This window comes from Prosthecobacter sp. GW821-HT29F12 (assembly GCF_058803405.1).
Genome location: NZ_CM179517.1, coordinates 6405853 through 6431140 on the forward strand (window position 1 = coordinate 6405853; position 25288 = coordinate 6431140).

At 59.1% G+C, this 25288-nt stretch carries 17 protein-coding genes; 16 read left to right on the forward strand and 1 reads right to left on the reverse strand.

The window, feature by feature from the left end; genetic code table 11:
- Window positions 1-47 precede the first annotated feature (47 nt).
- The 14 genes from AC3RLQ_RS26460 to AC3RLQ_RS26525 all read left to right on the forward strand — a co-directional run bounded on the left by AC3RLQ_RS26460 (window position 48) and on the right by AC3RLQ_RS26525 (window position 19418).
- Window positions 48-659, forward strand: a complete 612-nt coding sequence (locus AC3RLQ_RS26460) for an RNA polymerase sigma factor (protein ID WP_493031675.1) — start codon at window positions 48-50, stop codon at window positions 657-659.
- Window positions 656-934: a hypothetical protein gene (locus tag AC3RLQ_RS26465; RefSeq protein ID WP_493031676.1), complete on the forward strand. Its 279-nt coding sequence runs from the start codon at window positions 656-658 to the stop codon at window positions 932-934. The genes AC3RLQ_RS26460 and AC3RLQ_RS26465 overlap by 4 nt, the downstream gene beginning before the upstream one ends.
- Window positions 931-1299 (forward strand): hypothetical protein, encoded by a 369-nt coding sequence (locus AC3RLQ_RS26470; RefSeq protein WP_493031677.1) that lies wholly within the window; start codon window positions 931-933, stop codon window positions 1297-1299. Before AC3RLQ_RS26465 ends, AC3RLQ_RS26470 begins: the two co-directional genes overlap by 4 nt.
- The gene (locus tag AC3RLQ_RS26475; protein ID WP_493031678.1) at window positions 1296-4112 is read left to right on the forward strand and encodes a DUF1549 domain-containing protein; all 2817 of its coding nucleotides are present in this window, start codon (window positions 1296-1298) and stop codon (window positions 4110-4112) included. The genes AC3RLQ_RS26470 and AC3RLQ_RS26475 overlap by 4 nt, the downstream gene beginning before the upstream one ends.
- 4 nt (window positions 4113-4116) lie before the next feature.
- Entirely contained in the window at window positions 4117-5463 is a 1347-nt protein-coding gene (locus tag AC3RLQ_RS26480) for a DUF1501 domain-containing protein (RefSeq protein ID WP_493031679.1), read from the forward strand.
- 42 nt (window positions 5464-5505) lie between these two features.
- On the forward strand, window positions 5506-6156 hold the full coding sequence (locus tag AC3RLQ_RS26485) for a GntR family transcriptional regulator (protein ID WP_493031680.1): 651 nt from the start codon (window positions 5506-5508) through the stop codon (window positions 6154-6156).
- The gene (locus tag AC3RLQ_RS26490) at window positions 6153-8594 is read left to right on the forward strand and encodes a PSD1 and planctomycete cytochrome C domain-containing protein (protein ID WP_493031681.1); all 2442 of its coding nucleotides are present in this window, start codon (window positions 6153-6155) and stop codon (window positions 8592-8594) included. Before AC3RLQ_RS26485 ends, AC3RLQ_RS26490 begins: the two co-directional genes overlap by 4 nt.
- A complete protein-coding gene (locus AC3RLQ_RS26495) occupies window positions 8591-9991 on the forward strand; it encodes a DUF1501 domain-containing protein (RefSeq protein ID WP_493031682.1) in 1401 nt (466 codons plus the stop codon). Before AC3RLQ_RS26490 ends, AC3RLQ_RS26495 begins: the two co-directional genes overlap by 4 nt.
- Window positions 9988-12948 carry a DUF1592 domain-containing protein gene (locus AC3RLQ_RS26500; RefSeq protein WP_493031683.1) on the forward strand — a complete coding sequence of 987 codons (2961 nt, stop codon included), beginning with the start codon at window positions 9988-9990 and terminating at the stop codon, window positions 12946-12948. Before AC3RLQ_RS26495 ends, AC3RLQ_RS26500 begins: the two co-directional genes overlap by 4 nt.
- 12 nt (window positions 12949-12960) lie before the next feature.
- A complete protein-coding gene (locus tag AC3RLQ_RS26505; RefSeq protein ID WP_493031684.1) occupies window positions 12961-14292 on the forward strand; it encodes a DUF1552 domain-containing protein in 1332 nt (443 codons plus the stop codon).
- Between the two features lie 39 nt (window positions 14293-14331).
- Window positions 14332-16143, forward strand: a complete 1812-nt coding sequence (locus tag AC3RLQ_RS26510; protein WP_493031685.1) for a GMC oxidoreductase — start codon at window positions 14332-14334, stop codon at window positions 16141-16143.
- Entirely contained in the window at window positions 16143-16787 is a 645-nt protein-coding gene (locus tag AC3RLQ_RS26515) for a gluconate 2-dehydrogenase subunit 3 family protein (RefSeq protein ID WP_493031686.1), read from the forward strand. The genes AC3RLQ_RS26510 and AC3RLQ_RS26515 overlap by 1 nt, the downstream gene beginning before the upstream one ends.
- 76 nt (window positions 16788-16863) lie before the next feature.
- Window positions 16864-18729 carry an alpha/beta hydrolase domain-containing protein gene (locus tag AC3RLQ_RS26520; protein WP_493031687.1) on the forward strand — a complete coding sequence of 622 codons (1866 nt, stop codon included), beginning with the start codon at window positions 16864-16866 and terminating at the stop codon, window positions 18727-18729.
- A gap of 26 nt (window positions 18730-18755) precedes the next feature.
- The gene (locus AC3RLQ_RS26525; RefSeq protein WP_493031688.1) at window positions 18756-19418 is read left to right on the forward strand and encodes an SGNH/GDSL hydrolase family protein; all 663 of its coding nucleotides are present in this window, start codon (window positions 18756-18758) and stop codon (window positions 19416-19418) included.
- A gap of 4 nt (window positions 19419-19422) precedes the next feature.
- On the opposite strand, the gene AC3RLQ_RS26530 is transcribed toward AC3RLQ_RS26525, so the two are convergent.
- Complete coding sequence (locus tag AC3RLQ_RS26530; RefSeq protein WP_493031689.1) at window positions 19423-20616, reverse strand: hypothetical protein; 1194 nt, start codon at window positions 20614-20616, stop codon at window positions 19423-19425.
- 105 nt (window positions 20617-20721) lie between these two features.
- Here AC3RLQ_RS26530 and AC3RLQ_RS26535 point away from each other — a divergent pair, with 105 nt between their 5' ends.
- The gene (locus AC3RLQ_RS26535; protein WP_493031690.1) at window positions 20722-23868 is read left to right on the forward strand and encodes a PSD1 and planctomycete cytochrome C domain-containing protein; all 3147 of its coding nucleotides are present in this window, start codon (window positions 20722-20724) and stop codon (window positions 23866-23868) included.
- A gap of 4 nt (window positions 23869-23872) precedes the next feature.
- Window positions 23873-25279 carry a DUF1501 domain-containing protein gene (locus AC3RLQ_RS26540; protein WP_493031691.1) on the forward strand — a complete coding sequence of 469 codons (1407 nt, stop codon included), beginning with the start codon at window positions 23873-23875 and terminating at the stop codon, window positions 25277-25279.
- The last annotated feature ends 9 nt before the right edge of the window (window positions 25280-25288 follow it).

Consider the following 25288-nt stretch of genomic DNA (forward strand, 5'->3'; position numbering starts at 1 on the left):
AACCGCTCCGCATCCTGCCCGTAGAAGCCGGGAAAGGATGTGTCATCGTGATTTCCAGCTTCCATGATTTTGACCGACAGCGAATCCCGTGCCTGCATGGCAGCGTGGCAGCGTGGCTGCGACGCAGCGACGAGGGTGCGGCGCGGGCGCTGGTGGAAGCATTTTACCCCTTCGTGGCCAGTTTGATCCGCCGCCATGTCGCGGACGCGGGCTGCGTCGAGGACCTCGCGCAGCAGACCTTTGCGCGTTGTTTTGCCAAAGCTGCCCAGTGGGACGTTTGCAAACCGCTGGAGCCGTGGCTGGCGCGCATTGCGATCAACCAGTGTCGCGATCACTACCGCGCGCGTCGGGTGAGGCCGGAACTGCGCTGGAGCGATCTTACCGAAGGGGAGCAAGAGGCCATGCAGGCTACTTTGGTCACCGCAGAGCCGAAAGAGGAAGCCCTGAACGACGAATCACGCTCCCTCATGCTGCGCCTGCTGGACACGCTGAGTGCGGACGACCGCATGGTGCTCAGTCTGCTGCACCTCGATGGCAAATCGACCGACGACATCGCCACGCTCACCGGTTGGAGCCGCATCCTGGTGAAAGTGCGCGCCTTTCGCGCCCGCCGCAAACTGCGGGCAGCCTTTGAACAGCTCGAAGCATCCCACTCATGAACGAAACCGACCGACGTCTCGAACAACTCGCCGCCCGCTCGCGAAATGCGCCCGTGCCCGCGGCCGAAGAAGCCCCTTTTGGACTGGCAACCTGTGCCATCGCCTCTGCGCGAGCGGCATCGGACACTTCGGCACTATGGACACGCATGTCACTCGCCGCACTGCCGGTGGCCACGGTGGCGACTGCCGCCTGCCTCTGGTGGTCATCAGGCGCCATGAGTGCTGATGCCCACGATCTCGCACAGGTCTTCATTCAAACACCGCTCTTCCCATGAAAAAGTTCTACATCATCTGCTTCCTCTTCGCGCTGTTCATCCTAGGGGCCTTGTTTGGCATCGGACTCGCGCTGCCGTTCGCGAAAAAACTCATCAGCGAAGATCACTTTGTCCAACATCGCATGTCGGAGGAAGCGAAGCGCCTTAAGCTCACGCCGGATCAGGTGGAGAAATCAAAGCCGATCTACGACCAGCTCAGGCAAGACCTCGCTAAAATCAAAAACGACACCCTGACGGCCATTGCCCAAGCTTCGATCCGCCAGTCTACCGAACTGGCCGGATTGCTCACGCCCGAACAGATCGAGGATTTCAAGAAGCTCGGCGACGAGCGCCGGGTGAAATTTGAAAAATTCATGAAGCCATGAAAACATGCGCACTCTTTCTGTTCTCGATCATTCTCACCCCGGCATTGGCGCAGGATGCGAGTTTGCAAAGGAAGCTCGAACAGGGTTTTACCACTTTTGATCAGGATCATGATGAGGCCCTCAGCGCAACCGAGTTCAAAACCCTGGGCGAATACTCGCCAAAGCTGAAGGGCAGGCCGCAGGTGGTGGATTACCTGTTTCACACACTCGATGCGAACCATGACGGCAGGCTCTCGCATGAGGAGTACATGAAAATCGCGGCCATCAGCGGTGGCTCGAAACCTGCTCCAAACAAGCCGGCGATCATCGAAGCCGAGAGCAGCGCGGAACAGATGGCGTTCTTCGAGAAGAAGATCCGTCCTGTGCTGGCCGAGAAATGCTACAAGTGCCATGCGGAGGACTCGGAAAAAATCAAAGGCGGCTTCGTGCTCGACACACGCGAGGGCATCCGTCGTGGCGGTGACAGCGGCCCGGGCATCGTGCCAGGCGATCTCGTGAAGAGTCTCGTCATCAAATCCCTGCATTACACCAACAAGGACATGCAGATGCCGCCGGAAAAAAGCGGTGGGAAACTGCCGGACTCCATCATCGCTGATTTCGAGCAGTGGGTGCGCATGGGCGCGCCTGATCCACGTGACGGCAAGGCCAGCGTGGTGAAATCTGAATGGGACACCGAGAAGGCGAAAAATCACTGGGCTTATCAGCCGGTGAAGCAACCTGCCTTGCCTAGGGTGAAAGACGATGACTGGGCGAAGAACGATGTGGATCGCTTCGTCCTCGCCGGATTGGAGGCAAAGGGCCTCAAGCCGGTGGGTGATGCTCAGCCGGAGGCGCTGCTGCGGCGTGTTTGTTTTGATCTGACCGGACTGCCGCCGACACCGGAGCAGGTGGACAGCTTTGTGGCGAACCATGATGCGCAAGCGTTCGAGAAAATCGTCGATGCGCTGCTCAGATCGCCGCGCTTTGGCGAGCGCTGGGGCCGCCACTGGCTGGATGTGGCGCGTTACGCAGAATCTACCGGCAAGGATGTGAACTGCCTGCTTCCCCATGCGTGGCGCTATCGCGATTACGTCATTGAATCCTTCAATAAAGACAAGCCGTTCAATGAATTCATTCGTGAGCAAATTGCCGGTGACCTGATGCAGGCCAAAGACAGCCGCGACCGCGCCTTGAAGCAGATTGCGACCGGTTTCCTCGCCATCGGCTCACGCAGCCTCAATGAGCGCAGCCCGAAGCAGTATGCGCTCGATACCGCCGATGAGCAGATCGACGCCATGTCGCAGGCGGTGCTCGGCCTCACGGTCGCCTGTGCTCGCTGCCACGACCACAAGTTCGATCCCATTCCGCAGGCTGACTATTATGCCCTCGCGGGCATCTTCCTCAGCACGGAGACCTTGTACGGCACTTCGCCCAATTTTCAGAATCTCAAGGCAACACCGCTCATCGAACTGCCCACCGACTGCGGATTGCCGCGCATGCCTCTGACGCTGACTCCGGAGCGTCGTGCCGAAATCGAAAAGGATCTCACGAAAACCGAGCGCTATGGGGCGGTGCAGTTTTATGCCACCGCTGCTAAGGCGCTGTTTACGGGCAAAGGCTTCAACGTGAACAACGACCCGCAGAAGCTGATCCTGTTCGTCGGCATCAATGCGAAGATCGGCGAATGCAAAACCGAGCTGGCCTCCTATGACAACGAGGGCCGCCAGAAACCCCTCGCGATGGGGGTGCGTGATTATCCTTCCAATCCTGCGAGTGGACCGCCCACCAAACCCAAATCGGTGGAGGAAACGTTTCAAATGATTGCGGGTCGTCCTGCGCAGTTCAGTTCGATCAATGACAGTCCGCTGTTTGCCCGAGGTGATGTCGACAAGCCCGGTGCCAGAGTGCCGCGCGGTTTTGTCAGCGTGATCGCCGCGAAAGCGCCTGCCATTCCATCGGGAGCAAGCGGCCGCCGCGAGCTGGCCGAATGGCTCGTGGCCGAGAGCAACCCGCTCACGGCGCGTGTGTTTGCCAACCGCGTCTGGTACTGGCTGATTGGCCGGGGCCTGGTTTCCACCGTGGACAATTTCGGTACTATGGGCCAGCCGCCATCCAATCCGGCGCTGCTCGACCATCTGGCGCTACGACTGCAAAGTGGGGGCTGGTCTGTGAAGTCGCTCATCAAGGAAATCGTCATGAGCCATGCCTATCAGCTGGCCGCCACGCATGACGCGAAGAATTTCGAGGCGGATCCCGAGAACACGCTCGTCTGGCGCATGACTCCACGACGACTTGATGCCGAATGCATTCGCGATGCGATGCTGGCCGTCAGCGGAGGTCTGAACATCGAGGCGCCCGTGGGCTCAGCCGTGGCCCGGAATGGTGACGGTGCGATCGGTGGTTTTCCCATCAAGAGCCTGCGTGCGCCGCTGAGTGATGAGCCATTCCTCACAGCCGCCGGTGACATGCGCAGCGTCTATCTGCCGGTGCCACGCAACGCATTGCCTGATGCTCTCACCGTCTTCGATTTCGCCGAGCCCAGCGCTGTGAACGGGAGCCGCGAGGTGACCACGGTGCCGTCGCAGGCACTGTATCTGCTGAACAATGACTTCGTCGCCAGACAGGCGAAGCGCTTTGCCGACAAAATCCGGCCATTGCCGGAGGATCAAAGGGCTGCAGCCGCCTTCAAACTGGCCTTTGCACGGGCACCCACAGCCACTGAGACGCAGGCCGTCCAACGCTTCTTTGCCGACTATCCACGGCTCGACAGCGATGTGCTGACGAGTTTTTGCCGCGCCCTGCTCGGCAGTGCCGAATTCCGCTCCATTGACTGATGCCATGAACACCCGACGTGAATTTCTCCAAACCAGCGGTGTCGGTTTCGGCTGGCTCGCCTTTCAAGTGCTGGCCCAGGCGGAGGCCGGCTCTCCGCTGACCGCCAAGCAGCCGCATTTTAATGTCACGGCGAAGCGCGTGATCTTCCTCTGCATGCGCGGCGCTCCATCGCATGTGGATACCTTTGACTACAAGCCGAAGCTCACAGCTGCGTCCGGCAAGGATGGGCGCGCACCGGGCACCAAGCTGCATGGCTCGCAGTGGAAGTTTTCGCCGCAGGGCAAAAGCGGGCTTCCCATCAGCGAGTTGTTTCCGCATCTCTCGAAGCGGGCGGATGATCTGTGTCTCATCAATTCGATGCACACCGAGCTCCCTGCGCATACACAGTCATTTTTAAAACTGCACACGGGCAACTCGCAGTTCGTACGGCCTTCTCTGGGCGCTTGGGCGCTCTACGGCCTTGGTTCGGTGAATGATAATTTGCCCGGCTTTGTCACCATTGCACCGCCTTCGTTGTTCGGCGGTGCGCAGAACTACGGCAGTGCCTTTCTGCCCGCGATTTACCAGGGCACACGCGTCGGCGTCGATGCCCGGCCGATTGTGAATGCACAGATGCGCAACATTGTGCCGCCTGTTGGCAGCATGGCACAGCGGAAGGAGATTGAGCTCGTGCAGGCATTGGATCGCGAAAAGCTGCAACGTGATCAGCTCAATCCCGAGGTCGAAGGGGCCATCGAGTCTTTCGAGCTCGCCTTCAAGATGCAAAGCGAGATGCCGAAGGTGATGGATCTCGCGAAAGAAACGAAGCAGACACTCGCCGCCTACGGCATCGGCGAAGGCAGCACCACGGATGACTTTGGCCGCAAATGCCTGCTCGCGCGCCGCATGGTGGAGGCAGGTGTGCGCTTCGTTGAGGTCACCCACAGCGATTGGGATCATCACTTCAAAATCTCCAAAGACCTGCCTGCCACGTGTGGGGCGGTGGATCAGCCGATCGCTGCGCTGCTGGCCGATCTGCAGTCGCGGGGCATGCTCAAGGACACGCTCGTCGTCTGGTCTGGTGAGTTTGGCCGGACGCCGCACGGTCAGGGGGCGGACGGTCGTGACCACAACAGCAAGGGCTTCACTGCCTGGATGGCCGGCGGTGGTGTCAAAGGTGGCATGCGCTATGGGAGTACGGATGATCTGGGCTACGAGGCTGTGGAGGACAAAATGCACACCCATGACTTCCATGCCACGATCCTGCACCTGCTCGGCCTGGATCACGAGCGCCTGACCTATCGCTACGCAGGCCGGGACTTCAGGCTCACCGACGTCAAAGGCAGCGTAGCAAAGAAAATCATCGCATAAGAAAGATGGAATCATTCAGCCCGTATTGAAACGGTATACCGAATGAACCTCGCTCCAAATCCTGCCTTCCGCTCCGATTCTGCCGCCTCGCTGCTGCGGGCGGAAATTCTGAACGGCACCTCCGCACCCGGAGCGCTGCTGGCTGAATCTGCCGTGGCCAAACGGTTGGGAGTCAGCCGTGTACCAGTGCGCGAGGCCCTGTTTGCACTCGAGCGCGAGGGCCTCGTCGAATTCAGCCCCACGGGGCGTGCGTTTGTGAAAGCGCTGACGCCGCAGGATTTCGAGGAGCTGTACGTGCTGCGGCTTGCGCTGGAACCCCTGGCCTCCCGTCTGGCGGCTCCGGCCCTCAAAGCGGACTTTTCAAAGCTTGAAAAAAATCTGGCCGCCACCCGGCGCGCGCGATCCGTCCAGGAGGTGACATTGCTGGACTTGGAGTTTCATCAAATCATTCTCGAAGCCTCTGGCAATGCCCGTTTGCTGAAGCTGTGGCGCTCGCTGCGCGGCGAACTGGAACTGTGGCTGGGGCGTTTGCACCGCAGCCATCAGCTTCAGACCAAGGAAACTCTCAAAGAGACCGTGGATGCGCATCAGTCCATCATTGAGAGTTTTCGTTCGCAGAATCCGGCCACCTGCGAGCGGGTGATGCGCGAGCACATCCTCGGCTGGCGTGAATGGCTGCCTCTTTCCTCATGAACCGTGTTTTCCAGAGTCTTGGCATCGTCATGCTCGCGTCTTCATCGACGTGGGGTGCGGATGGCATGGCGTTTTTCGAATCGAAGGTGCTGCCACTGCTACAAAGTCGCTGCTATGAATGTCATTCGCATGAGAAAAAGATCAAAGGCGGGCTGGCGCTCGACCTGAAATCCGGCTGGCAGACCGGCGGAGACAGCGGCCCTGCCATCGTTCCGGGAGACCTGGCCAAAAGTCATGTTATCACTGCCGTGCGCTACGCGGTTCCCGAAATGGAAATGCCGCCGAAGGGCAAGCTGACCGCGAGCGAGATCGAGATTTTTGAGCAGTGGGTGGCCATGGGGGCGCCGGATTCACGTGTAAAACAGACCGCTGCCAAAGCCGCGCGAGTGATTGACATCGGGGAAGGGAAGAAATTCTGGGCCTTCCGGCCTGTGCGTGATGAGCAAGCTCCCGCTGTGAAGCAGACGGACTGGCCGCTGGATCCGGTGGATCGCTTCATTCTGGCCAAACTCGAGGCCAACGGCCTCTCCCTAGCGCCAGATGCGGACGCTTACACCTGGCTGCGCCGAGTCTCGCTGGATCTCACCGGCTTGCCACCGACGCCTGAAGACCTGGCCCGATTCGATGGCTCTCCTACATCCCGTGCCGCGGCCGTGGATCGCCTCCTGCAAACCGGCGCGTTCGGCGAACGCTGGGCACGTCACTGGCTCGATCTCGTCGGTTACGCGGACCAGATCGGCACCTCGAACAGCGTCTTTGCCGAACATGCGTGGCGCTATCGCGATTACGTCATCAACGCTTTCAACTCCGACAAGCCCTTCGACCGCTTCATTCGGGAACAAATCGCCGGAGACCTGCTGCCTGCCGCATCACCTCAGGAACGGGCGGCCAACATCACCGCCACGGGCTTCCTCGTTTTGGGTGATGTCGAAATCGTCGCCGTGGACAAGCTCAAGATGGAGCATGATCTCGTTGATCAGCAGGTCAGCAAAATCGGTACTGCGTTTCTCGGCCTGACACTGGGGTGCGTGCGGTGCCACGATCACAAGTTTGATCCCATCGCGCAGACCGACTACTACGCCATTGCCGGCATGTTCCGCAGCACTGATGCCACGTACAAGACTGACAACGGCGTCTGGAGCAGTGTCCACAAAACCGAACTGCCAGAGACGGCGGAGCAAAAGGCCGGGCGCGAACTGTTGCTCGCCGCGAACGAGGAAAAAATCCGCCAGTGGGAAAATGAGCGTGACAATGCTAACAAAGAAAAGGCCGCGCTCGAACCGCAGATTGCCACTGCCACGAAAGAGACGAAGACAGGCCTCGAAAAGAAGCGTGATGAGCTCGCCACACGCATCAAGGTGATCAGTGGCCAGATCGAGCACGCGAAGTTTTTTGCTCCCTTTGCGCCGAAAGCCTTCGCCGTGCATGATCGTGAAAAAACCGCCGACATGCGTGTCACCATTCGTGGCAATCCCTACGCGCTCGGAGATTCAGTGAAGCGTGGCGCGCTTCGCGTCGCATCGTGGGCCGATTTCCCGCCTATTCCTGAGGGGCAAAGCGGCAGAGTGCAGCTTGCTGATTGGATCGCCGATGCACGCAATCCTCTCACCGCACGGGTCACCGTGAACCGCATCTGGCAGAAGCTCTTTGGTGAAGGTCTGGTGCGCAGTGTTGATTACTTTGGCACACGCGGCGAGACGCCCTCGCATCCGGAGCTGCTGGATCACCTCGCTGCCCGCTTCATGAAAAGCGGCTGGTCGCAGAAGCAGCTCATCCGGGAGCTCGTCCTCAGCCGTGCCTACTGCATGAGCAGTGCACACAACGCCATCGCAGAGGTGAAAGACCCAGACAACCGCCTGCTGTGGCGCATGAACCGCCAGCGTCTGGATGCCGAGGCGATTCGGGACTCCATGCTCGCCATCAGCGGCAAGCTCACGCCTTCGAGCGGCGGTCCCGCCCTGCCGCTGGAGTTCCCTGAAAACGTCAACAGTCTCAGTCCGAAGGCGGTGAATCCACCCGCCTTTGCCTTCAAGAAGATGCGCCCTGTGCAGGACTTTGAGCGCACGATTTATCTGCCAGTCATCCGCACAGCCACGCAACCCGGCTCAGCGAAACTGCGCGATGTGTTCGACTTTACCCAGCCCGCGCAGATCGCCGGCAAACGCGCTGAGACCGCCGTGCCCACGCAGGCGCTCTTCCTTCTCAACAGCGACATCGTTCGCGCTCGTGCCAACGAAGTGGCCAAACGACTCACCGACTCAGAGGCCAACTCCGGTGCGCGCCTTGAAGCCCTCTGGCTCCGCATTCTTAGCCGCCCGATCACCAGCGCTGAACGTGAGGATGCGGTGAAGTTTCTCGAAACCATGCCCGCCGATAAAGCATGGACCGAACTGAGCCATGCTCTGCTGTCTTCCAACGAATTTTTGCTCCGCCTATGAACTCCGCCACCATCTCCCGCCGCTCCTGGCTCCAGCGCACAGCCACCGGCTTCGGAGCGCTCGCTTTGCACGACTTGGTTCAGGCCGCGCAGAGTCCGCTGGCCGGGAAGGCACCTCGCTTTCCGGCCAAGGCAAAGCGTGTGATCTTTCTCTTCATGTCTGGCGGACCGTCCCAGCCGGATCTGTTTGATCCGAAGGACTACATCAAGCGCATGCACGGGCAGAAGATCACGGCGCCGGTCAACACCAATGAACTTCGGGTGGGCACGGACAAGTTTCTCGCCCTTGCCACGCATGGCGAAGTCAGGCCGCGCGGGCAATCCGGCATGATGATCTCCGATCTGCTGCCGCACACGGCCAGCATCGCGGATGAGATCTGCCTGCTGCGTGCGGTGCATGCGGACAACAACCAGCATCAGCCTGCCGCGTTGCAGTTCCATACGGGAGTCACGGCGGATGTGCGCCCCTCCATGGGCTCATGGATCAGCTACGGCCTGGGCGCGGAGAATCAAAATCTGCCGAGTTTCATCAGCATCCATCCCGACAGCGACACGCGGCTCTACGGCTCGTCCTTTTTACCTGCCGCGCACCAAGGAACCAAGGTCATCATTCCCTCCAGCGACAAGCAGTCTCCCATCGATTATCTCGCGGATGTCTCTGGCGATGCGAAGGCTCAGCGTGCACGCATCGACTTCACGCAACGCATGAACAAACGCCTCCTCGACCAGACGGGAACCGATGCGCGCATGGAAGGCATGATTGAAAGCATGGAGACCGCCTTTCGCATGCAGATGACGGCGCCCGAACTCGTGGACCTCTCGAACGAGTCCGAGGCGACCAAGCAGCTCTACGGCATCGGTGGCAAGGAGACTGACAAGAATGCCCGTGCCTGCCTGCTGGCGCGCAAAATGAGCGAAGCGGGGGTGCGCTTTGTGCAGGTCACGATGGGGGGCTGGGATCATCATGGGGACATTCGCAATGCACTGCCGAAAAGCTGTGCTGCCAGCGACCAGCCATGCGCTGCGCTGATCAAAGATCTCAAATCGCGCGGTTTGCTGGAAGACACGCTCGTCATCTGGAGCGGTGAGTTTGGCCGCACGCCCTGGAGTCAGGACCTCAGCGGTACCTCGCCCATTGAGAAGCACGGTCGTGAACATCAGCCGGAAAGCTTCTGCACCTGGATGGCCGGTGGCGGCATCAGGACCGGTTTCACTTTTGGCGAGACGGATGACTTTGGCTTTCGTCCGGTTTCAGGAAAAGTTCATCTGCATGATCTGCATGCCACGATTTTGAACCAGCTCGGCCTCGATCATGAGCAGCTGACGTGGCGGCATCTTGGTCGCGATTTCCGGCTCACGGATGTGTATGGCAATGTCGTGAAGGAGATTTTGGCATGAAGCATTTCAATTCAATTAGGGCCTTCGCGACATGCCTGGCTCTGCACGGAGTGGCGTTTGGCGCGGACGATTTCCAAACTTCGATCCTGCCCATGCTGAAAGAGCGGTGCAATTCGTGCCACTCCACCGAGAAACAAAAGGGGGATCTTGATCTGGAGCGGTTTGCTTCAGTCGCGGATATCAAGCGGGAGCCGATGATATGGGAAGGCGTGCTGGACCAGCTTCATATGGGCGAGATGCCGCCGAAGAAAGAGCCGCAGCTGGCTCCCGAACAGAAAAAGCAGCTGACAAAATGGGTGCAGGACCGGCTGGAGGAAGTGGCGCTCGCGAGTGCCGGCGATCCAGGCCCGGTGGTGCTGCGGCGGCTCTCGAACATGGAGTACACTTATACACTCAGAGATTTGACCGGAGTGGAGTCGCTTGATCCCGCGAAGGAGTTTCCCGTGGACGGTGCAGCAGGCGAAGGATTTACCAATGCGGGGGCGGCGCTCGTCATGTCGCCTGCTTTGCTGAGCAAGTATCTCGACGCGGCCAAGGATGTCGCCAGTCACGCGGTTTTGACGCCGCAAGGGTTGAGCTTTTCATCGCGCACCTCGCAGCGCGACTGGACGGACGAGGCGCTGGCGAAAATTCGCACCTTCTATGCGCAGTTTTCCGTCTCCGGCAATGGCTCGAAAGTGCAGGCTCAGGGGATCAATCTGGATACCGGCGACAGCGGCGTTCTGGCTCTGGAGCAATACCTTGCAGCGACTCGGGATGATCAATTGGCCGCGAAGCTGAATCCCAAATACCTCGGCAAACTTCGTGCGGCGCTGGGAGGAAAGGAGTCCAATGTCATCCTCGACCTCGTGCGTCAGCAGTGGCGTGCAGGAGCATCAGCGGCACGGATGACTGAAACCATCACACAATGGCAGAAGGCGCTGTGGCGCTTCAGCAGCATCGGGCACATCGGCAAGCTCAATGGACCGAAATCCTGGCAGGTGCCGGTGCTGCCGTTGACCGCCAGCGAGGTGTTGCGGGTCAAATTGCCTGCCAGTGGTGTGACGAAACTTTATTTGACCTCGTTCGCCATCGGCAAGGCCAGCGCCGTCTGGGAAAATGCGCGAATCGTCACGCCGGGGCAGCAGGACCGGCCTGTTTCGATTTCCGGAGAGGAAGCTGTCATCCCTGCCGACCTCGGCAAGGATGCCGAGTTTATCATTGCCGCCCGACTGCATCCTGATTCCCAAGGTGCTGTGCAAGTGCGGGTGCTGACCGCCAAACCCACTGGGCCTGCGGCACTTGTTGCCAGCAAGGTGATCATCAACAAGCCCGGCAAAAAAGGCACTTGGTCGGATGGCGAAAAACCGTTGAGCTTTGATGCGCCTATCCTAGTGGGGGACAACAGCGAGATGCGGAAGCAACTCACTGCTCAGATCGCTGAGTTTCGTGCGCTGTTTCCCGCCGCTCTTTGCTACACGAAGATCGTTCCTGCGGATGAAGTGGTGACGCTCACTTTGTTCTATCGAGAAGATGAGCACTTGAAGCAATTGATGCTTAACAAGAATCAGATCGCTGAAATCGACCGCTTGTGGGAGGAACTGCGTTTTATCAGTGAAGCTCCATTGAAGCAGATCGATGTCTTCGAGCAGCTCTGGCAATTTGCCACTCAGGACGCCGATCCCAAAGCCTTTGAACCGTTGCGTGAGCCGATTTACCGAGACGCCGAACTGTTCAAGCAGCAGCAGCTTGCCGCCGAACCCCGGCATGTACAGGCTGCAATTGACTTCGCCACACGGGCATGGCGCCGCCCGCTCAGTGATGCGGAGCAGATTGAGCTGCGTTCCTTGTATCAAAAACTGCGCAAGCAGGAACTGCCACATACTGCTGCGGTGCGCATGCTGATCGCTCGTGTGCTTGTGGCCCCCGCGTTTTTGTATCGCGGTGAGAAAGCCATGCCCGGAACGAAATCCGCGCCTGTGAATGATGGGGAACTCGCCACACGCCTGAGTTATTTCCTTTGGTCATCGACTCCGGATGCGGGGCTTCACCAGCTCGCGGCTGCTGGAAAACTGCATGACCCCGCGGTGCTTGCGGCCCAAGCGCGACGCATGCTGAAGGACGATAAGATCCGCCGTCTCGCCACGGAGTTCGGCTGCCAGTGGCTGCATGTGCGCGATGTCGAGACGCTGGATGAAAAGAGCGAGCGCCATTTTCCGACCTTCGTCTCCTTGCGCGGCGACATGCAGGAGGAGGTGGTACGTTTCTTCATCGACCTGTTTCAAGCTGATCGCAGCGTGCTGTCATTGCTCAATGCCGATCACACATTCGTGAATGCCAGCCTCGCGAAGCATTACGCACTCGATGTGCAAGTCGATGGCTGGCGGCGTTTGGAGGGCATTCAATCCAAGGGAAGAGGCGGCATCCTTGGCTTTGCGGCGACGCTGGCGAAGCAATCAGGCGCATCACGCACCAGCGCCATTCTGCGTGGCACCTGGCTCAGTGAGGTCATCCTGGGTGACAAACTGCCCATTCCGCCAAAAGGCGTGCCTATTCTGCCCGAAGAAACTCCTGCAAATCTCAGCGAACGGCAGCTCATCGAGCGCCACAGCCGGGATGAAAACTGCGCAGGCTGCCATCGCCGCATCGATCCCTTCGGCTTCGCGCTCGAAGGTTTCGATGCCATCGGCCGCGCTCGCAAAGCCGACACGAAAACGGTGCTGCCGGATGGCACCGCCGTCGATGGACTTAATGACTTGCGTGATTACCTGACCAATAAACGTGGCGATGATTTCCTCCGCCAGTTCTGCCGCAAGCTTCTCGGTTATGCCTTGGGTCGCAGTGTGCAGCTTTCTGACAGACCCCTCATCGACTCGATGGTCCGGAGTGATCACCGCATCGGCACCCTGATTGATCTCGTCGTGCGCAGCCCGCAGTTTCGCGAAGTGCGCGGGAAAGACACCATCGCCCAACACTGATCCCTCCCTTTTATGAACACACACCATTTTTCACGTCGCGCCTTCCTGCGCGGAACCGGCGTCTCCATGGCCCTGCCGTGGCTGGAGTCCTTCAATGTCTGGGGCGATGAACCGAAACGAGACAAGCCGGCCAGTGAAGCACCGGTGCGCCTGTGCGTGACCTTTTCCGGAAACGGCTTCCATTCGAAAGAGTGGTGGGCCAAAGGCGAAGGGAAGGGGATGGAACTCGGCAAGGTGCTGCAGCCGTTGCATGAATTCCGTGAGAAGATGTTGTTTTTGCGCGGCCTGTATCATGAAGAAGCGCGGAAGGGGAACATCCATTCGTCGCAGACCGGGAACATGCTTTCGGGCGCGCCGATCGCCTCAGGTGGGGAGATTCGTTCGGGCACGAGTTTTGATCAGGTGCTGGCGCAGACTTATGGCCGCAGCACCAAGGTGCCTAGCCTCGTGCTCGCGTGTGAGAAATCGAACCCCTCGGTGCACAAAAACTATTCGATGCTCTACAGTTCGCACATTTCATGGAGTTCACCGACGACGCCGACGCCGCTGGAGCTTTATCCAGCGCTGGCTTTTGACCGCCTGTTCAAGGATGAAGCTTCACCTGCAGACAAGAGTGTGCTGGATGCGGTGCTGGCCGACGCGCAGGATTTGCGGCGTGATATCAGCCGCAATGACCAGCGTAAGCTCGACGAATATCTGGATTCCGTGCGTGATGTGGAGAAGCGCATCGAGAACGCCGGGAAACGTGGCGAACTGCAGGGCTGGCGGCCTACACTCGACAAACCGAACATCAAACGTCCTGCCGACGGCATACCGCAGGACATCGGCGAGCATATGCGGCTCATGATGGACCTTCTTGTGCTCGGCTTTCAGACCGATACCACGCGCATCACCACGCTGAAGCTCAACAACGACCACAGCGCTCTGCGGTTTCCGAATCTGCCGAGCGTGCAGCAGGCAGGTCATGGCATCGACTACATGATCCACCATCTGCTTTCGCATAGCGACGGAGAGGACTGGCTGAAAGTGAATCAGTTTTTTATGGAGCAACTCGCCTACCTTGCGCACAAGATGGACGCCATCAAGGAAGGCTCGCGCACCCTGCTGGACAACACCATGATCATGCACTGCTCAAGCATGATGGCCGGTGCAAAACACGACAACGACCAGCTTCCCGTGATTGTACTCGGCGGCGCTGGCGGACGGCTCAAAGGTGGCCGTGCACTCGATTACAAAGACAAGCCCGAGCGCCAGATGTGCCGTCTATTCATGTCGATGATGGACAAGATGGGCCAGCACCCGAAGATCTTCGGCGATGCGAAAATGATGCTGGAAGAGGTTTGAAAAACCCACGTTTTCGCTTTTCAGTTTCATTTACATCTCATGCCCATCATCACCGCCGACAAACTCCAGGATTCCTATGACGTGGTCATTGTTGGTTCGGGGGCGGGTGGTGGGCAGACGGCTTACACGCTGACGATGGAGGGACTGAAGGTACTCATTCTGGAGGCTGGGCGTGCGTTTGATGTGCAGTCCGAGGTGGCGATGCTGCAATTGCCAAGCCAGGCCCCGTTGCGTGGTGAGAAGACGCCGGACAAGCAGTACGGATTCCACGACTGTTCGATCAACAGCGGCTGGGACATTCCAGGGGAGCCTTACACGAATGCGAGCAAGGAGCCGGCAGATCAGTTCCGCTGGTGGCGGCAGCGCATGATGGGCGGGCGGACGAATCACTGGGGGCGCATCACGCTGCGCAACGGGCCCTACGACTTCAAGCCGCGTGCACGCTTTGGCCTCGGCTTCGACTGGCCGATTGGCTATGACGACATCGCGCCTTACTACGACAAGGTGGAGATGCTGATCGGTGTCTTTGGCACGAATGAAGGCTTGGAAAACTCGCCGAATTCATCGCCGGGCGTGCTGCAGCCAGCGCCCAAGCTGCGCGTGGGCGAGCTCTATGCGCAGAAGCACGGGAAAAAGGTCGGCGCGCATGTGGCCTCGATTCATCGTGCGGTGCTGACGAAGCCGCAGGATGCCGACACGCTTCCGGCCAAACTGCATCCGGGCAATGCGAAGGCGCAGAGTATCTTGGCGGACTCCATGCGCACGCGGTCGCCATGCTTTTGGGCCACAGACTGTCATCGCGGCTGCGCCATTCGTGCAAACTACGACTCACAGACTGTGCATTTGCGCCCCGCGCTGGCCACGGGAAATCTCGACATCCTGCCGAATGCGATGGCGCGCGAAGTCACGCTGGACAAACAGGGCCGGGCCACGGGCATCACCTTCATCAACAAGAAAGACGGCAGCGAAGGCCACGCCAAAGGCCGCGCCGTGGTGCTGGCGGCCAGTTCCCAGGAGTCGGTGCGCCTGCTGCTGAACTCCAAGTCTGCTGCTTTCCCGCAGGGACTGGCAAACTCCAGCGGTAAGGTGGGCAAATACGTTACGGATTCGGTGTCCAGCAGTCTCAGCGCGCACATTCCCGCCTTTGAGGGCATGCCGATCCATAATGAAGACGGGACGGGCGGACCGCATGCCTATGTGCCGTGGACGATGCACGCGCAGAATGCCAAAGGCGAGCTGGGTTTTCCCGGTGGTTATCATCTGGAGTTTACCAGCGGCCGGCAGATGCCATCGCTGACAACATTGAATGGCATTGAGAGCAAGCTGGGACACGAGGGCGTGCTGTTTGGCGCGAAGCTCAAAGAAGAGGCGCGGCGCTATTACGGCTGCCATCTGGGCTTTGGCGCACAGGGAACCATGCTGCCGAACGAGGGCTCCTTCTGCGAACTCGATCCCGAGTTGAAGGATCAGTGGGGTATTCCGGTGCTGCGTTTTCACTGGAAGTGGACGGACTTTGAACTCAACCAGGTGAAGCATCAGCAACAGCGCATCCGTGACTTGCTTGAAGCCATGGGCGGCAAGGTGGCGGCGAAGGCCGATTCAGATCCGGCCAAGCTGATCCGGCGCGGTGGCGAGGTGATTCATGAGGTTGGCGGTGCGATTATGGGCGCTGACCGCGAGTCCTCGGTGACGAATCAATGGAGCCAGACCTGGGACGTGAAGAATCTTTTCATGGCCGATGGCGCCCCTTTTGCCAGTACTGCGGACAAGAACCCCACGCTCACGATCATGGCGCTGGCATGGCGCATGGCCGACCATCTGATGGATGAAATGAAGAAAGGCAATATCTGATGAGCACTCCCGACGACCTCCCACGCATGGACCGCCGCAAGGCGCTGCAATGGATGCTCACCGCCACGGCGACCATGGCTGTGCGCGACCCGAATCTCTTCGCGGCTGACATCAGCCCCATTAAAGCCCAAGGCTACGGGACTGATCCCGTCATGGTGAAAATTTACAAGCCCGGTGATGTCTGGCCGCTCACGCTGACGGAGCCCCAGCGCCGAACGACTCGCGCCCTTTGCGATGTCATCATGCCTGCGGATGAAACCTCACCCAGCGCCTCGGCTGTCGGGGTGCCGGACTTCATTGATGAATGGATTAGTTCGCCATATCCTGCTCAGGCAGGCGATCGGCGTCTCGTACTCGAAGGCCTGCAATGGATCGATCAGGAAGCGAACACCCGCTTTGGCAAAGCCTTCTCCGATCTCGCGCTCGAACAACAAACGGCAATCTGCAGGGATCTTGCCGCTGCGAAACCGCAGGTCGTCCACAAGAAAGCTGCGGTGTTCTTCAAACGCTTCCGTGATCTGACCGCCGGCGGCTACTACACCACGCCCGAAGGCATGAAGGCCATTGGCTATGTGGGGAACCTGCCTTCAGGTACCTTCGAAGGGCCTCCCATTGAGGCGCTGAAGCATGTGGGTCTCGCGTGACTTTTTGTGAATACCCCCCCACGATCGTGAGATGATGATGCTGCCAAAAAATAGAAATCCGTGTGGTATCAAATCGATGCCTTTGCTCCCAGGTCTTTTTCTTTTCCTTCTGGCTGCCTGCTCCACACATGCCGCCGTGGTGCGCGTGGAGGTGTTGGAGCGTTCGGACATGGGGACGACCGGCTATGAGCAGATCGTCGGACGACTGCATTTCGAAATTGATCCAGCATTGCCCGGCAATGCCATCATCGCCGATGTGTCGCTGGCTCCGGTGAATGCGGCTGGCAAGGTCAGTTTTTCTGCGGACATGCGCCTCTTGAAGCCGAAATCTGCTGCGAGCAGCAATGGTGCTGCCTGGGTGGAGATCCCGAATCGTGGCGGCAAAGCGGGATTGAGCGATTGGATCGTGAAGCAGGGCTTCACCGTGCTGAATGTCGGCTGGGAGTTTGATGTGCCTGCGCAGCCCGGGAAAATGAGCATCAAGGTGCCATCGGCGCAGAACAAGGATGGCAGTGCGATTCGTGGCGTGGTGAGCGCCACCTTCACGCCGGACAAACCTGCGGATGAACAAACGATCACAGATTTGACGAATTACCCGCCTGTGAACGCGGAAGGCCCTGAGAGCCGGTTGATCGTGCGGTCACGCATGGCCTATCCCGGGGGTGCCGAGATTCCGCGAAAAGCATGGAGCCTGAAGGGCGACTGCCTCCATCTGGAGGGTGGGTTTGAGCCGGGGAAAACGTATGAAATTTTCTATCTGGCTGAAGCACCGCCGCTGGCCGGGCTCGGCTATGCGGCCATCCGCGATGCCGTGGCATGGCTGAAGCATGATGAAAGCTCACTGGCACCGGTTAAACATGCGTATGCGTTTGGCTCCTCGCAGTGCGGGCGGTTTTTGCGCGACTTTGTTTATCTCGGCTTCAATACCGACGAGCAGGACCGGCAGACGCTGGATGGTGTGATGTCCCATGTGGCGGGCGCAGGACGTCTGGTGCTGAACCAGCGCTGGTCAACCCCACGCGCTTTGGCGGGCTTTTACACGGCCTCGTATCCGTTTGCCGACACGGCGCAGGCTGATCCCGCGAGCGGTCATGCGGAAGGGATTCTGGACAACTCACGAGTCAGGCATCCGCCCAAAATTTTCTATATGAACACCGCCGCTGAATATTGGGGGGCGGGTCGTGTGGCGGCGCTGACGCACACGACTCCGGACGGGGCCAAGGACATTTCATTTCCGGAAAATGTGCGCTCCTACTTCTTCGCGGGCACGCAGCATGGCGCATCGGGTTTCCCTCCGACCGCGCAGGTCAAGGGCGCGCCGCTGGCGAATCCCGTCAATGCCAGCGCCGTGGTCACGGCCCTGCGCCTGGCGATGCATCGCTGGGTGACGGAGGGCGTTGATCCACCGCCCAGTGTGTATCCGAAGCATGCGGATGGCACGCTCATCCCGGTCGCAGAGGTGCGTTTTCCCACCATCCCAGGCATGGGGGATCCGAGGCTGCTGAAAGCTGGCGGTCGCGTGCGCAATCCGCAGTGGGCGGATGGTGCCGGTGAAGGCCAGGAACTGCCGCTGCTGGTGCCGCAGGTGGATGCGGACGGCAATGACATCGCAGGCATCCGCATGCCGGACGTGGCGGTTCCATTGGGCACGGCGACTGGCTGGGTGTTTCGTCCGGCGTCGATGGGCTCACCGCTGGAGCCTGTGCTGCTGCGCGGTGCCTGGGTTCCTTTTGCTGCCACACGTGAACAACGCGAAGCGGCTCATGATCCGCGTCCAGCGCTGGCGGAACGATATGCATCCCGCGAGGTCTATCTGTCGCAGGTGAAAGACGTCCTACAAAAACTCATCAGCCAGCGGCTCCTCAGCGAGCAAGATCTCGAACCGCAGCTCAAGCAGGCGGGCGATCGCTGGGACTGGGTGATGCAACAGCCTGCGCAGTAGCCACATTTTTCCATCCAACCAACCCTATGACCTGTCATCGTCTCCTTCTCCTCATAATCTTCATCGGCGCCACAGTTCACGCCTCGGCGCAGACCAAGGTGCTCTTCCTCGGCAACAGCATCACCAAGCATGGTCCCAAGGCTGATATTGACTGGTCGGGAAACTGGGGCATGGCGGCAACTGCGGAGGCAAACGACTACGTGCACCTCGTCACCAAGGCGCTGACGGAAAAAGCAGGCGCTGCACCCGAGGTGATGGTTAAGAACATCGCCGACTTTGAGCGCGCTTACTCAGGCTACGACATCGCTACCAAACTGAAGGAGGCCATCGAGTTCAAAGCGGACCTGATCATCCTGGCCATCGGCGAGAACGTGCCAGGTCTGAAGACAGCCGAAGACAAGACGAAGTTGCAGGCCAGCGTGACCACCTTGCTGCGTGCTCTCAAGGGTGACCGCAAGCCCACTATCCTCGTGCGCAGTTGCTTCTGGGCCAATGCCGCCAAGGATGAAGCCCTCCAGCAAGCCTGCACCGCCGTGGGTGGCATTTACGTCAACATCGGCAGCCTGAGCAAAGATGAAGCGAACTACGCTCGTTCAGAGCGGCCCTACAAACACGCGGGCGTGGCGAATCATCCTGGAGACAAAGGCATGGCGGCCATCGCAGCAGCCTTGGTGAAGGCTGTGCCGTGAGTTTCTAGCGCAGCGATTTGAAATACTCAGCTGCGGCTGCGCGGAATTCGTCATCGGCTGTAGGTTTGCCGGTGCGTGAGATGGATTCAGCAACGAACTGCCGCGCCCACTGATAGTAGAGCCGGTGAGTTTCGAAGATCGGCTGTTTGACGCCCTTGTCATCGATCATCCAAAATCCGCGCTGCTGGCCGTCCGCTTCAAGCTCATTGTTGTAGAGCTCCCAGTAGAGGATGAAGGGACAACCCCATTCCAACGCCGTCTGGATGGTGATGAGAGAAAGCCGGTTCTGCTCCGCCGGTGAGTGGTGCGGCTTGCCGTTGTGAAAGACTGAGTAACCGTATTCGCCGATGAAGACACGCTTGCCCTGAATGGCACTCTTCGGCTTGAGCTTGGACTCGATGTAGCTGAGCACGGCTTTGATTTCTTCCGGCTTGGGGACGTTCGTGACGTCGTAGGCCGAGTAAGAAACGAAGTCCACCGGCACGTGGGGCAGCACTTGATTGACCAGTGAGGGACGGTTTTCGCGCAGGGAGATCGTCGGGTGATTGAGTTCGGTGTAGTGCCAGACCTGCACGTTTTGATGGGGCGTGTTGCGTTTGGCGTCGTCCACGGCGCGTTGCCGGGTGGTCAGCCAGTCGATCATGCCCTGCACTTTCTCAGGGGTCATTTGGGCGTCGGCGGATTTGCTGATGCTGCCGCGCAGGAGATTGTCGCCTTCCCAGTGGCCGAGGTAGAAGGTCTTGCCGGTGCCGCTGTAGGTTTTCAGCAGATGCACGACGAGGGCGTACATCTCCTGATATTCCAGTTCCGCGTGGGCTTTGGAGAAGCCCTGCTTCCATGAAGTGTTCGCAAAAGGCTCCGCCCAGAGCTGGAAATGGGCAAAGGGCATGTTCAGCACCTTGCGGTGGCTAGATTCGTCGCGTGCCAGTTCGACGAGTGAATGGGCGCCCGGGTAATGCTTTGGTTTGGGCCGCAGGTCGAACTTCATGCAGCTCGCCCCCATGGCTCGGATGACCTCGGCGGACTCCACCAGAGGATCCTGGCCGGTGAACTGGTACTTTCCACCGATGGCCTGGGTGCCGAGGATGTAGTTGAAACGATCTATCGTGGATGGCTCGGCTGTGGGCAATAAAACAGTCATTGCCGCCGCAGCCAGTAGGAGGAGAGAGGCCAGAGGCTTGCAGGGTTTAGAGGGCATGTGGAGCCCAAGGGAAGCACGCTTTTCCCTCTGGGCACTCAAACAGGCGTGATTTTGCCAATTTTCGTGTCCAAAGACGTATTTCTCAGGCCTTTTACTATCGACATGACACGGTCCCGCCTTCCAGCCCTCCTTTTCCTTTTCACCTGCCACACTGCGGGAGTGTCGTTTGCTGCCGACGACGATGCCGCACGTTCGGCCATGAAATTCTTCGAAAACGAAGTGCGCCCGATCTTGGTGAAACGCTGTTTCGAATGCCACAGCAAGACCAAGCAGAAGGGCGGCCTGCGTGTGGACAACATCGGCTATTTGAAGACGGGTGGCGACACCGGCCCCGCCTTGATTCCTGGCCATCCGGAGAAGTCGGCCTTGGTCGAGGCGATCCATTATAAAGACGAGGAATTTCAGATGCCGCCAAAAAACAATGGCGGCAAGATGCCCGACGCTGAGATCGCCATTCTGGAGAAATGGATCAAGCTGGGCGCTCCATGGCCTCAGGATGCGGCTGAGAAAGTCGTCGTGACAGAAGGCGGTTTCACCGAGGAGCAGCGCAATTACTGGTTCTTCAAGCCGGTGGCAAAAGTTTCACCGCCCCAAGTGAAGAGTTCGTGGGTGCGCAACGACATTGATCGCTTCGTCCTGGCGAAACAGATGGAGATGAAACTCGACCCGGCGGCGGCCGCGGATCGCAACGAGCTGGTCCGGCGTGTGTATTTTGATCTGCATGGCCTGCCTCCGACTCGTGAGCAGATCGATGCATTTGTAAATGACAAGGACCCGCGTGCTTATGAGAAGCTGGTCGATGAGCTGCTGGCCAGCCCCCAATACGGAGAGCGCTGGGCGCAGCACTGGCTCGATCTTGTGCGCTATGCCGAGAGCGACGGCTACAATGCAGATGAGTATCGTCCATCCGTGTGGCCCTACCGCGACTATGTCATCAAATCCTTCAACGACGACAAACCCTACGACCAGTTCGTGCGCGAGCAGCTAGCGGGTGATGAGATCGCTCCGAATGATCCGAATGTGCTGATCGCCACCTGCTTCCTGCGCAATCCGGTGTACGAATGGAACCAGCGCGATGTGAAGGGTCAGTGGGACATTATTCTCACCGACATGACGGACACCACCGGCGAGCTCTTCCTCGGCCTGAGCATGGGCTGTGCGCACTGCCACAATCACAAGTTTGATCCCATCTTGCAGAAGGACTACTACCGTCTGCGTGCCTTCCTCGCCCCGGTGCAATGGCGCGATGACATGAAGCTGGCGACTCCTGCTGAAAAGAAAGCTTATGATGAGCAGCAGGCCAAGTGGGAGACCGCCACTGCTGACATTCGCGCCAAGATGGACGCGCTGACGAAGCCTCTGGTCGAACCCAAGGTGGAGCGCGCACTGACACGTTTCACCGAAGATTTGCAGGAAATGGTGAGGAAGCCAGATGCGCAGCGCGAGGCCTTGGAAAAACAGCTCGCCGGATTGTGTGAGCGGCAATTGCAGCGCGAGCGCAAGACCTTTGATCCGATGAAGAGTCTCAAGACGGAGGAAAAAAAGGCGGAATACAAGGCATTGGCGGAGGAGTTGAAGAAATTCGACGAACTCAAGCCGAAGCCTTTGCTGGATGCTTTTGTGGCGACGGATGCCGGGACTAAAGCACCCTCAGTAGCGCTCAAGACGCGCAAGGGTGAACAGGAAATCGCGCCCGGATTTCTCACCTTGCTGGAACCGAAGGAGCCCGAGATCAAACCCATCGGCAATTCCACAGGCCGCCGCACTGTCCTGGCAAACTGGATCACGCGCCCGGACAACCGGCTCTCCACACGCGTCATCGTGAACCGTGTCTGGCAGTATCATTTCGGCCGCGGCATCGTCGCGACGGCGAGCGACTTTGGCAAGCTGGGAGAGAAACCCACGCATCCCGAACTGCTCGACTACCTCACCACCAAGTTCGTTGCGAATGGCTGGCATCTGAAACCGCTGCATCGTGAGATCATGCTTTCCGCAACGTATCGCCAGACGGCACGACGCGAGCCGACCTCCGCCATCGCGCAGATCGATCCATCCAACCATTACCTATGGCACTTCAACCCCCGCCGTCTTGATGCGGAGCAGGTGCGCGACGCGCTGCTGGCTGCGAGCGGTGAACTCGATGCGAAGGCCGGTGGCCCCTCCGAAGATGGAAACGGCACTCGCCGCTCCATCTACACGATGAAGAAGCGCAACAATCAGAACGAGTTGCTTCGCGCCCTTGATGCACCCGCCGGTTTTGCCAGCACGGCTGAACGTCAGAGCACCACCACGCCGACGCAGGCGCTGCAACTGCTCAATGGGGACTGGCTGCTGGCCCGTGCGCGCAAGCTGGCTGGACGCGTGGAAAACATTGATGATGTCTGGCTCGCCGTGCTGGGTCGCTTGCCGACGAAAATGGAACGCGAAAAGGCGGAATCCTTTTTGAAGAAACGCGCTGGAACCGCGACTGCGCCGGTGGCTTCGAACGATGCGGATGAAAGCAGCGGCGCTTTCAAGGAGAACTCCCCGCATGAGCGCCTCATCGTCCAAAACGGCGAAAAGGAAGGGGATGAATTCACCGTGGAGGCCATCGCGAGCCTCAACAGCATTGATGTGAATGCTTCGGTGCGCACCATCGCCTCGCGCTGGTTTGGCGGTAAGGACAGCCTGGAGGCGTTTGGCTGGAGCCTTGGGGTGACAGGTGAAAAATCACGCTACAAGCCGCGCAACGTCATCATTCAGGTGGTTGGGGAGGATGAAAACTCCAACATTGGCTATCAGGTTGTGCCTTCGGACATCCACATTGAACTTGGCCGCCGTTATCACATTGCTGCGCGTGTTTCATGCATCGGTCATACCGTCACCTTCACCGTGCGTGATCTCGACACGGCGGGAGCCGCCGCTCAGACTGCCGTGGTCCCCATGGACATTCGTTCGAAACTCAGCATGGGCTCTTCGCAGCTCGTGATTGGTGGTTTGCACAAGCGCGCCCCCACGCACCAGTGGGATGGCCGGATCGAGGCTCTGCGCGTGGCCAGTGGTGTGCTGGATGACAAGGCTCTCAATGAAGACGCTGAGAAATGGGCGGCCGGTCTTGTCATCTGGCGTTCTGCAGATCCGCTAACTTCGCAGCTGGCGTGGTCGGGTTCAGACGCGAAAACAGTTGAGGCGGACGATCCCTTCCATCAGGCCATGAATGATCTCTGCCAGGTCCTTTTGAATACCAACGAGTTCTTTTATCTCCACTAATACCATGAGCTGCAACCGATTCGATTTTCCCAACACACGGCGCGAGTTTCTGCAAACCGCCGGCTGCGGCTTTGGTGCCGTGGCGCTGGCCGGTTTGATGGGTGAACAAAGCGCTTCTGCCGCCACCACGCTGCCACAGCGTGCGGCAAAGGCCAAGAGCGTGATCTTCCTGTTCATGGAAGGCGGGCCCAGCCATCTGGACACCTTTGATTACAAGCCGCTGCTGAACAAGCTCGCCGGCCAGTCTCTGCCTGCGAGTTTCAAGCCGCCGATCACCGCCATGGGTGAAACCAAGTCGCCGCTGCTGGAATGCAAACGCACCTGGAAGCAGTACGGCCAGGGCGGCCTGTGGATATCCGACTGGTTTCAAAACGTGGCGCAGCATGCGGACGACCTTGCGGTGATTCATTCTTGCGCCTCGAGCGGCATCAATCATGCCGGCGGTGTGTGTTCCATGAACACCGGTTCCGTCTTTGGCGGACGGCCTTCGCTCGGTGCCTGGGCCTCATATGGACTTGGTTCCGAAAATCAGAATCTGCCTGGATTTGTGGTCATCAAAGACAGCGAAGCTACCGTGGTGAATGGTGTGCGCAACTGGGGCAACGGCTTCATGCCCGCCGTGTATCAGGGTGTGGAGTTCAACTCTGACGGCGTGCCGATCAAATACCTCGAAAATCCCAAAGGCGTGGACCGCAAGCGGCAGCGCGACAAACTCGACCTGCTCGGTGCCTTGAACCGTGACTACGGCGCAACTCGTGCCAGCAATACTGAACTCGATGCCCGCATCCGCGGTTATGAACTCGCCTACAAGATGCAGGCCGAGGCACCGCAGGCGGTGGACCTGAGCAAAGAAACCGAGGCCACGAAACAGCTTTATGGCATGGACAACGAGGCCACCGCTGTGTTTGGCCGGAACTGCCTGCTCGCCCGCCGCCTCGTCGAAAACGGCGTGCGCTTCATCCAGCTCTACAGCGGTGCTGGCAGCAAGTGGGACAGCCACAAAGGCATCGAGGTGAATCATTCGCGGCTCTGCAATGCGGTTGATAAACCCATTGCCGGCCTTCTTGGCGATCTCAAGGCTCGTGGTTTGCTCGACGAAACACTCGTCATCTGGGGCGGTGAATTTGGCCGCACCCCCATGAGCGAGCAAGGTGATGGCCGTGACCACAACCCCACAGGCTTTACCATGTGGATGGCGGGTGGCGGCGTAAAGGGTGGCCAGACCTACGGTGCCACGGACGACCTCGGCCTCTATGCCGTTGAAGACCGCCTGCATGTGCATGACATCCATTCGACCATCCTGTATCTAATGGGCCTGGATCATACCAAGCTCGTCTATAACCACAAAGGCCGTCCCGAACGCATCGACCAGAACGAGGGGCACCCGATGACGAAACTGCTGGGCGCTTGATCGCGGTGG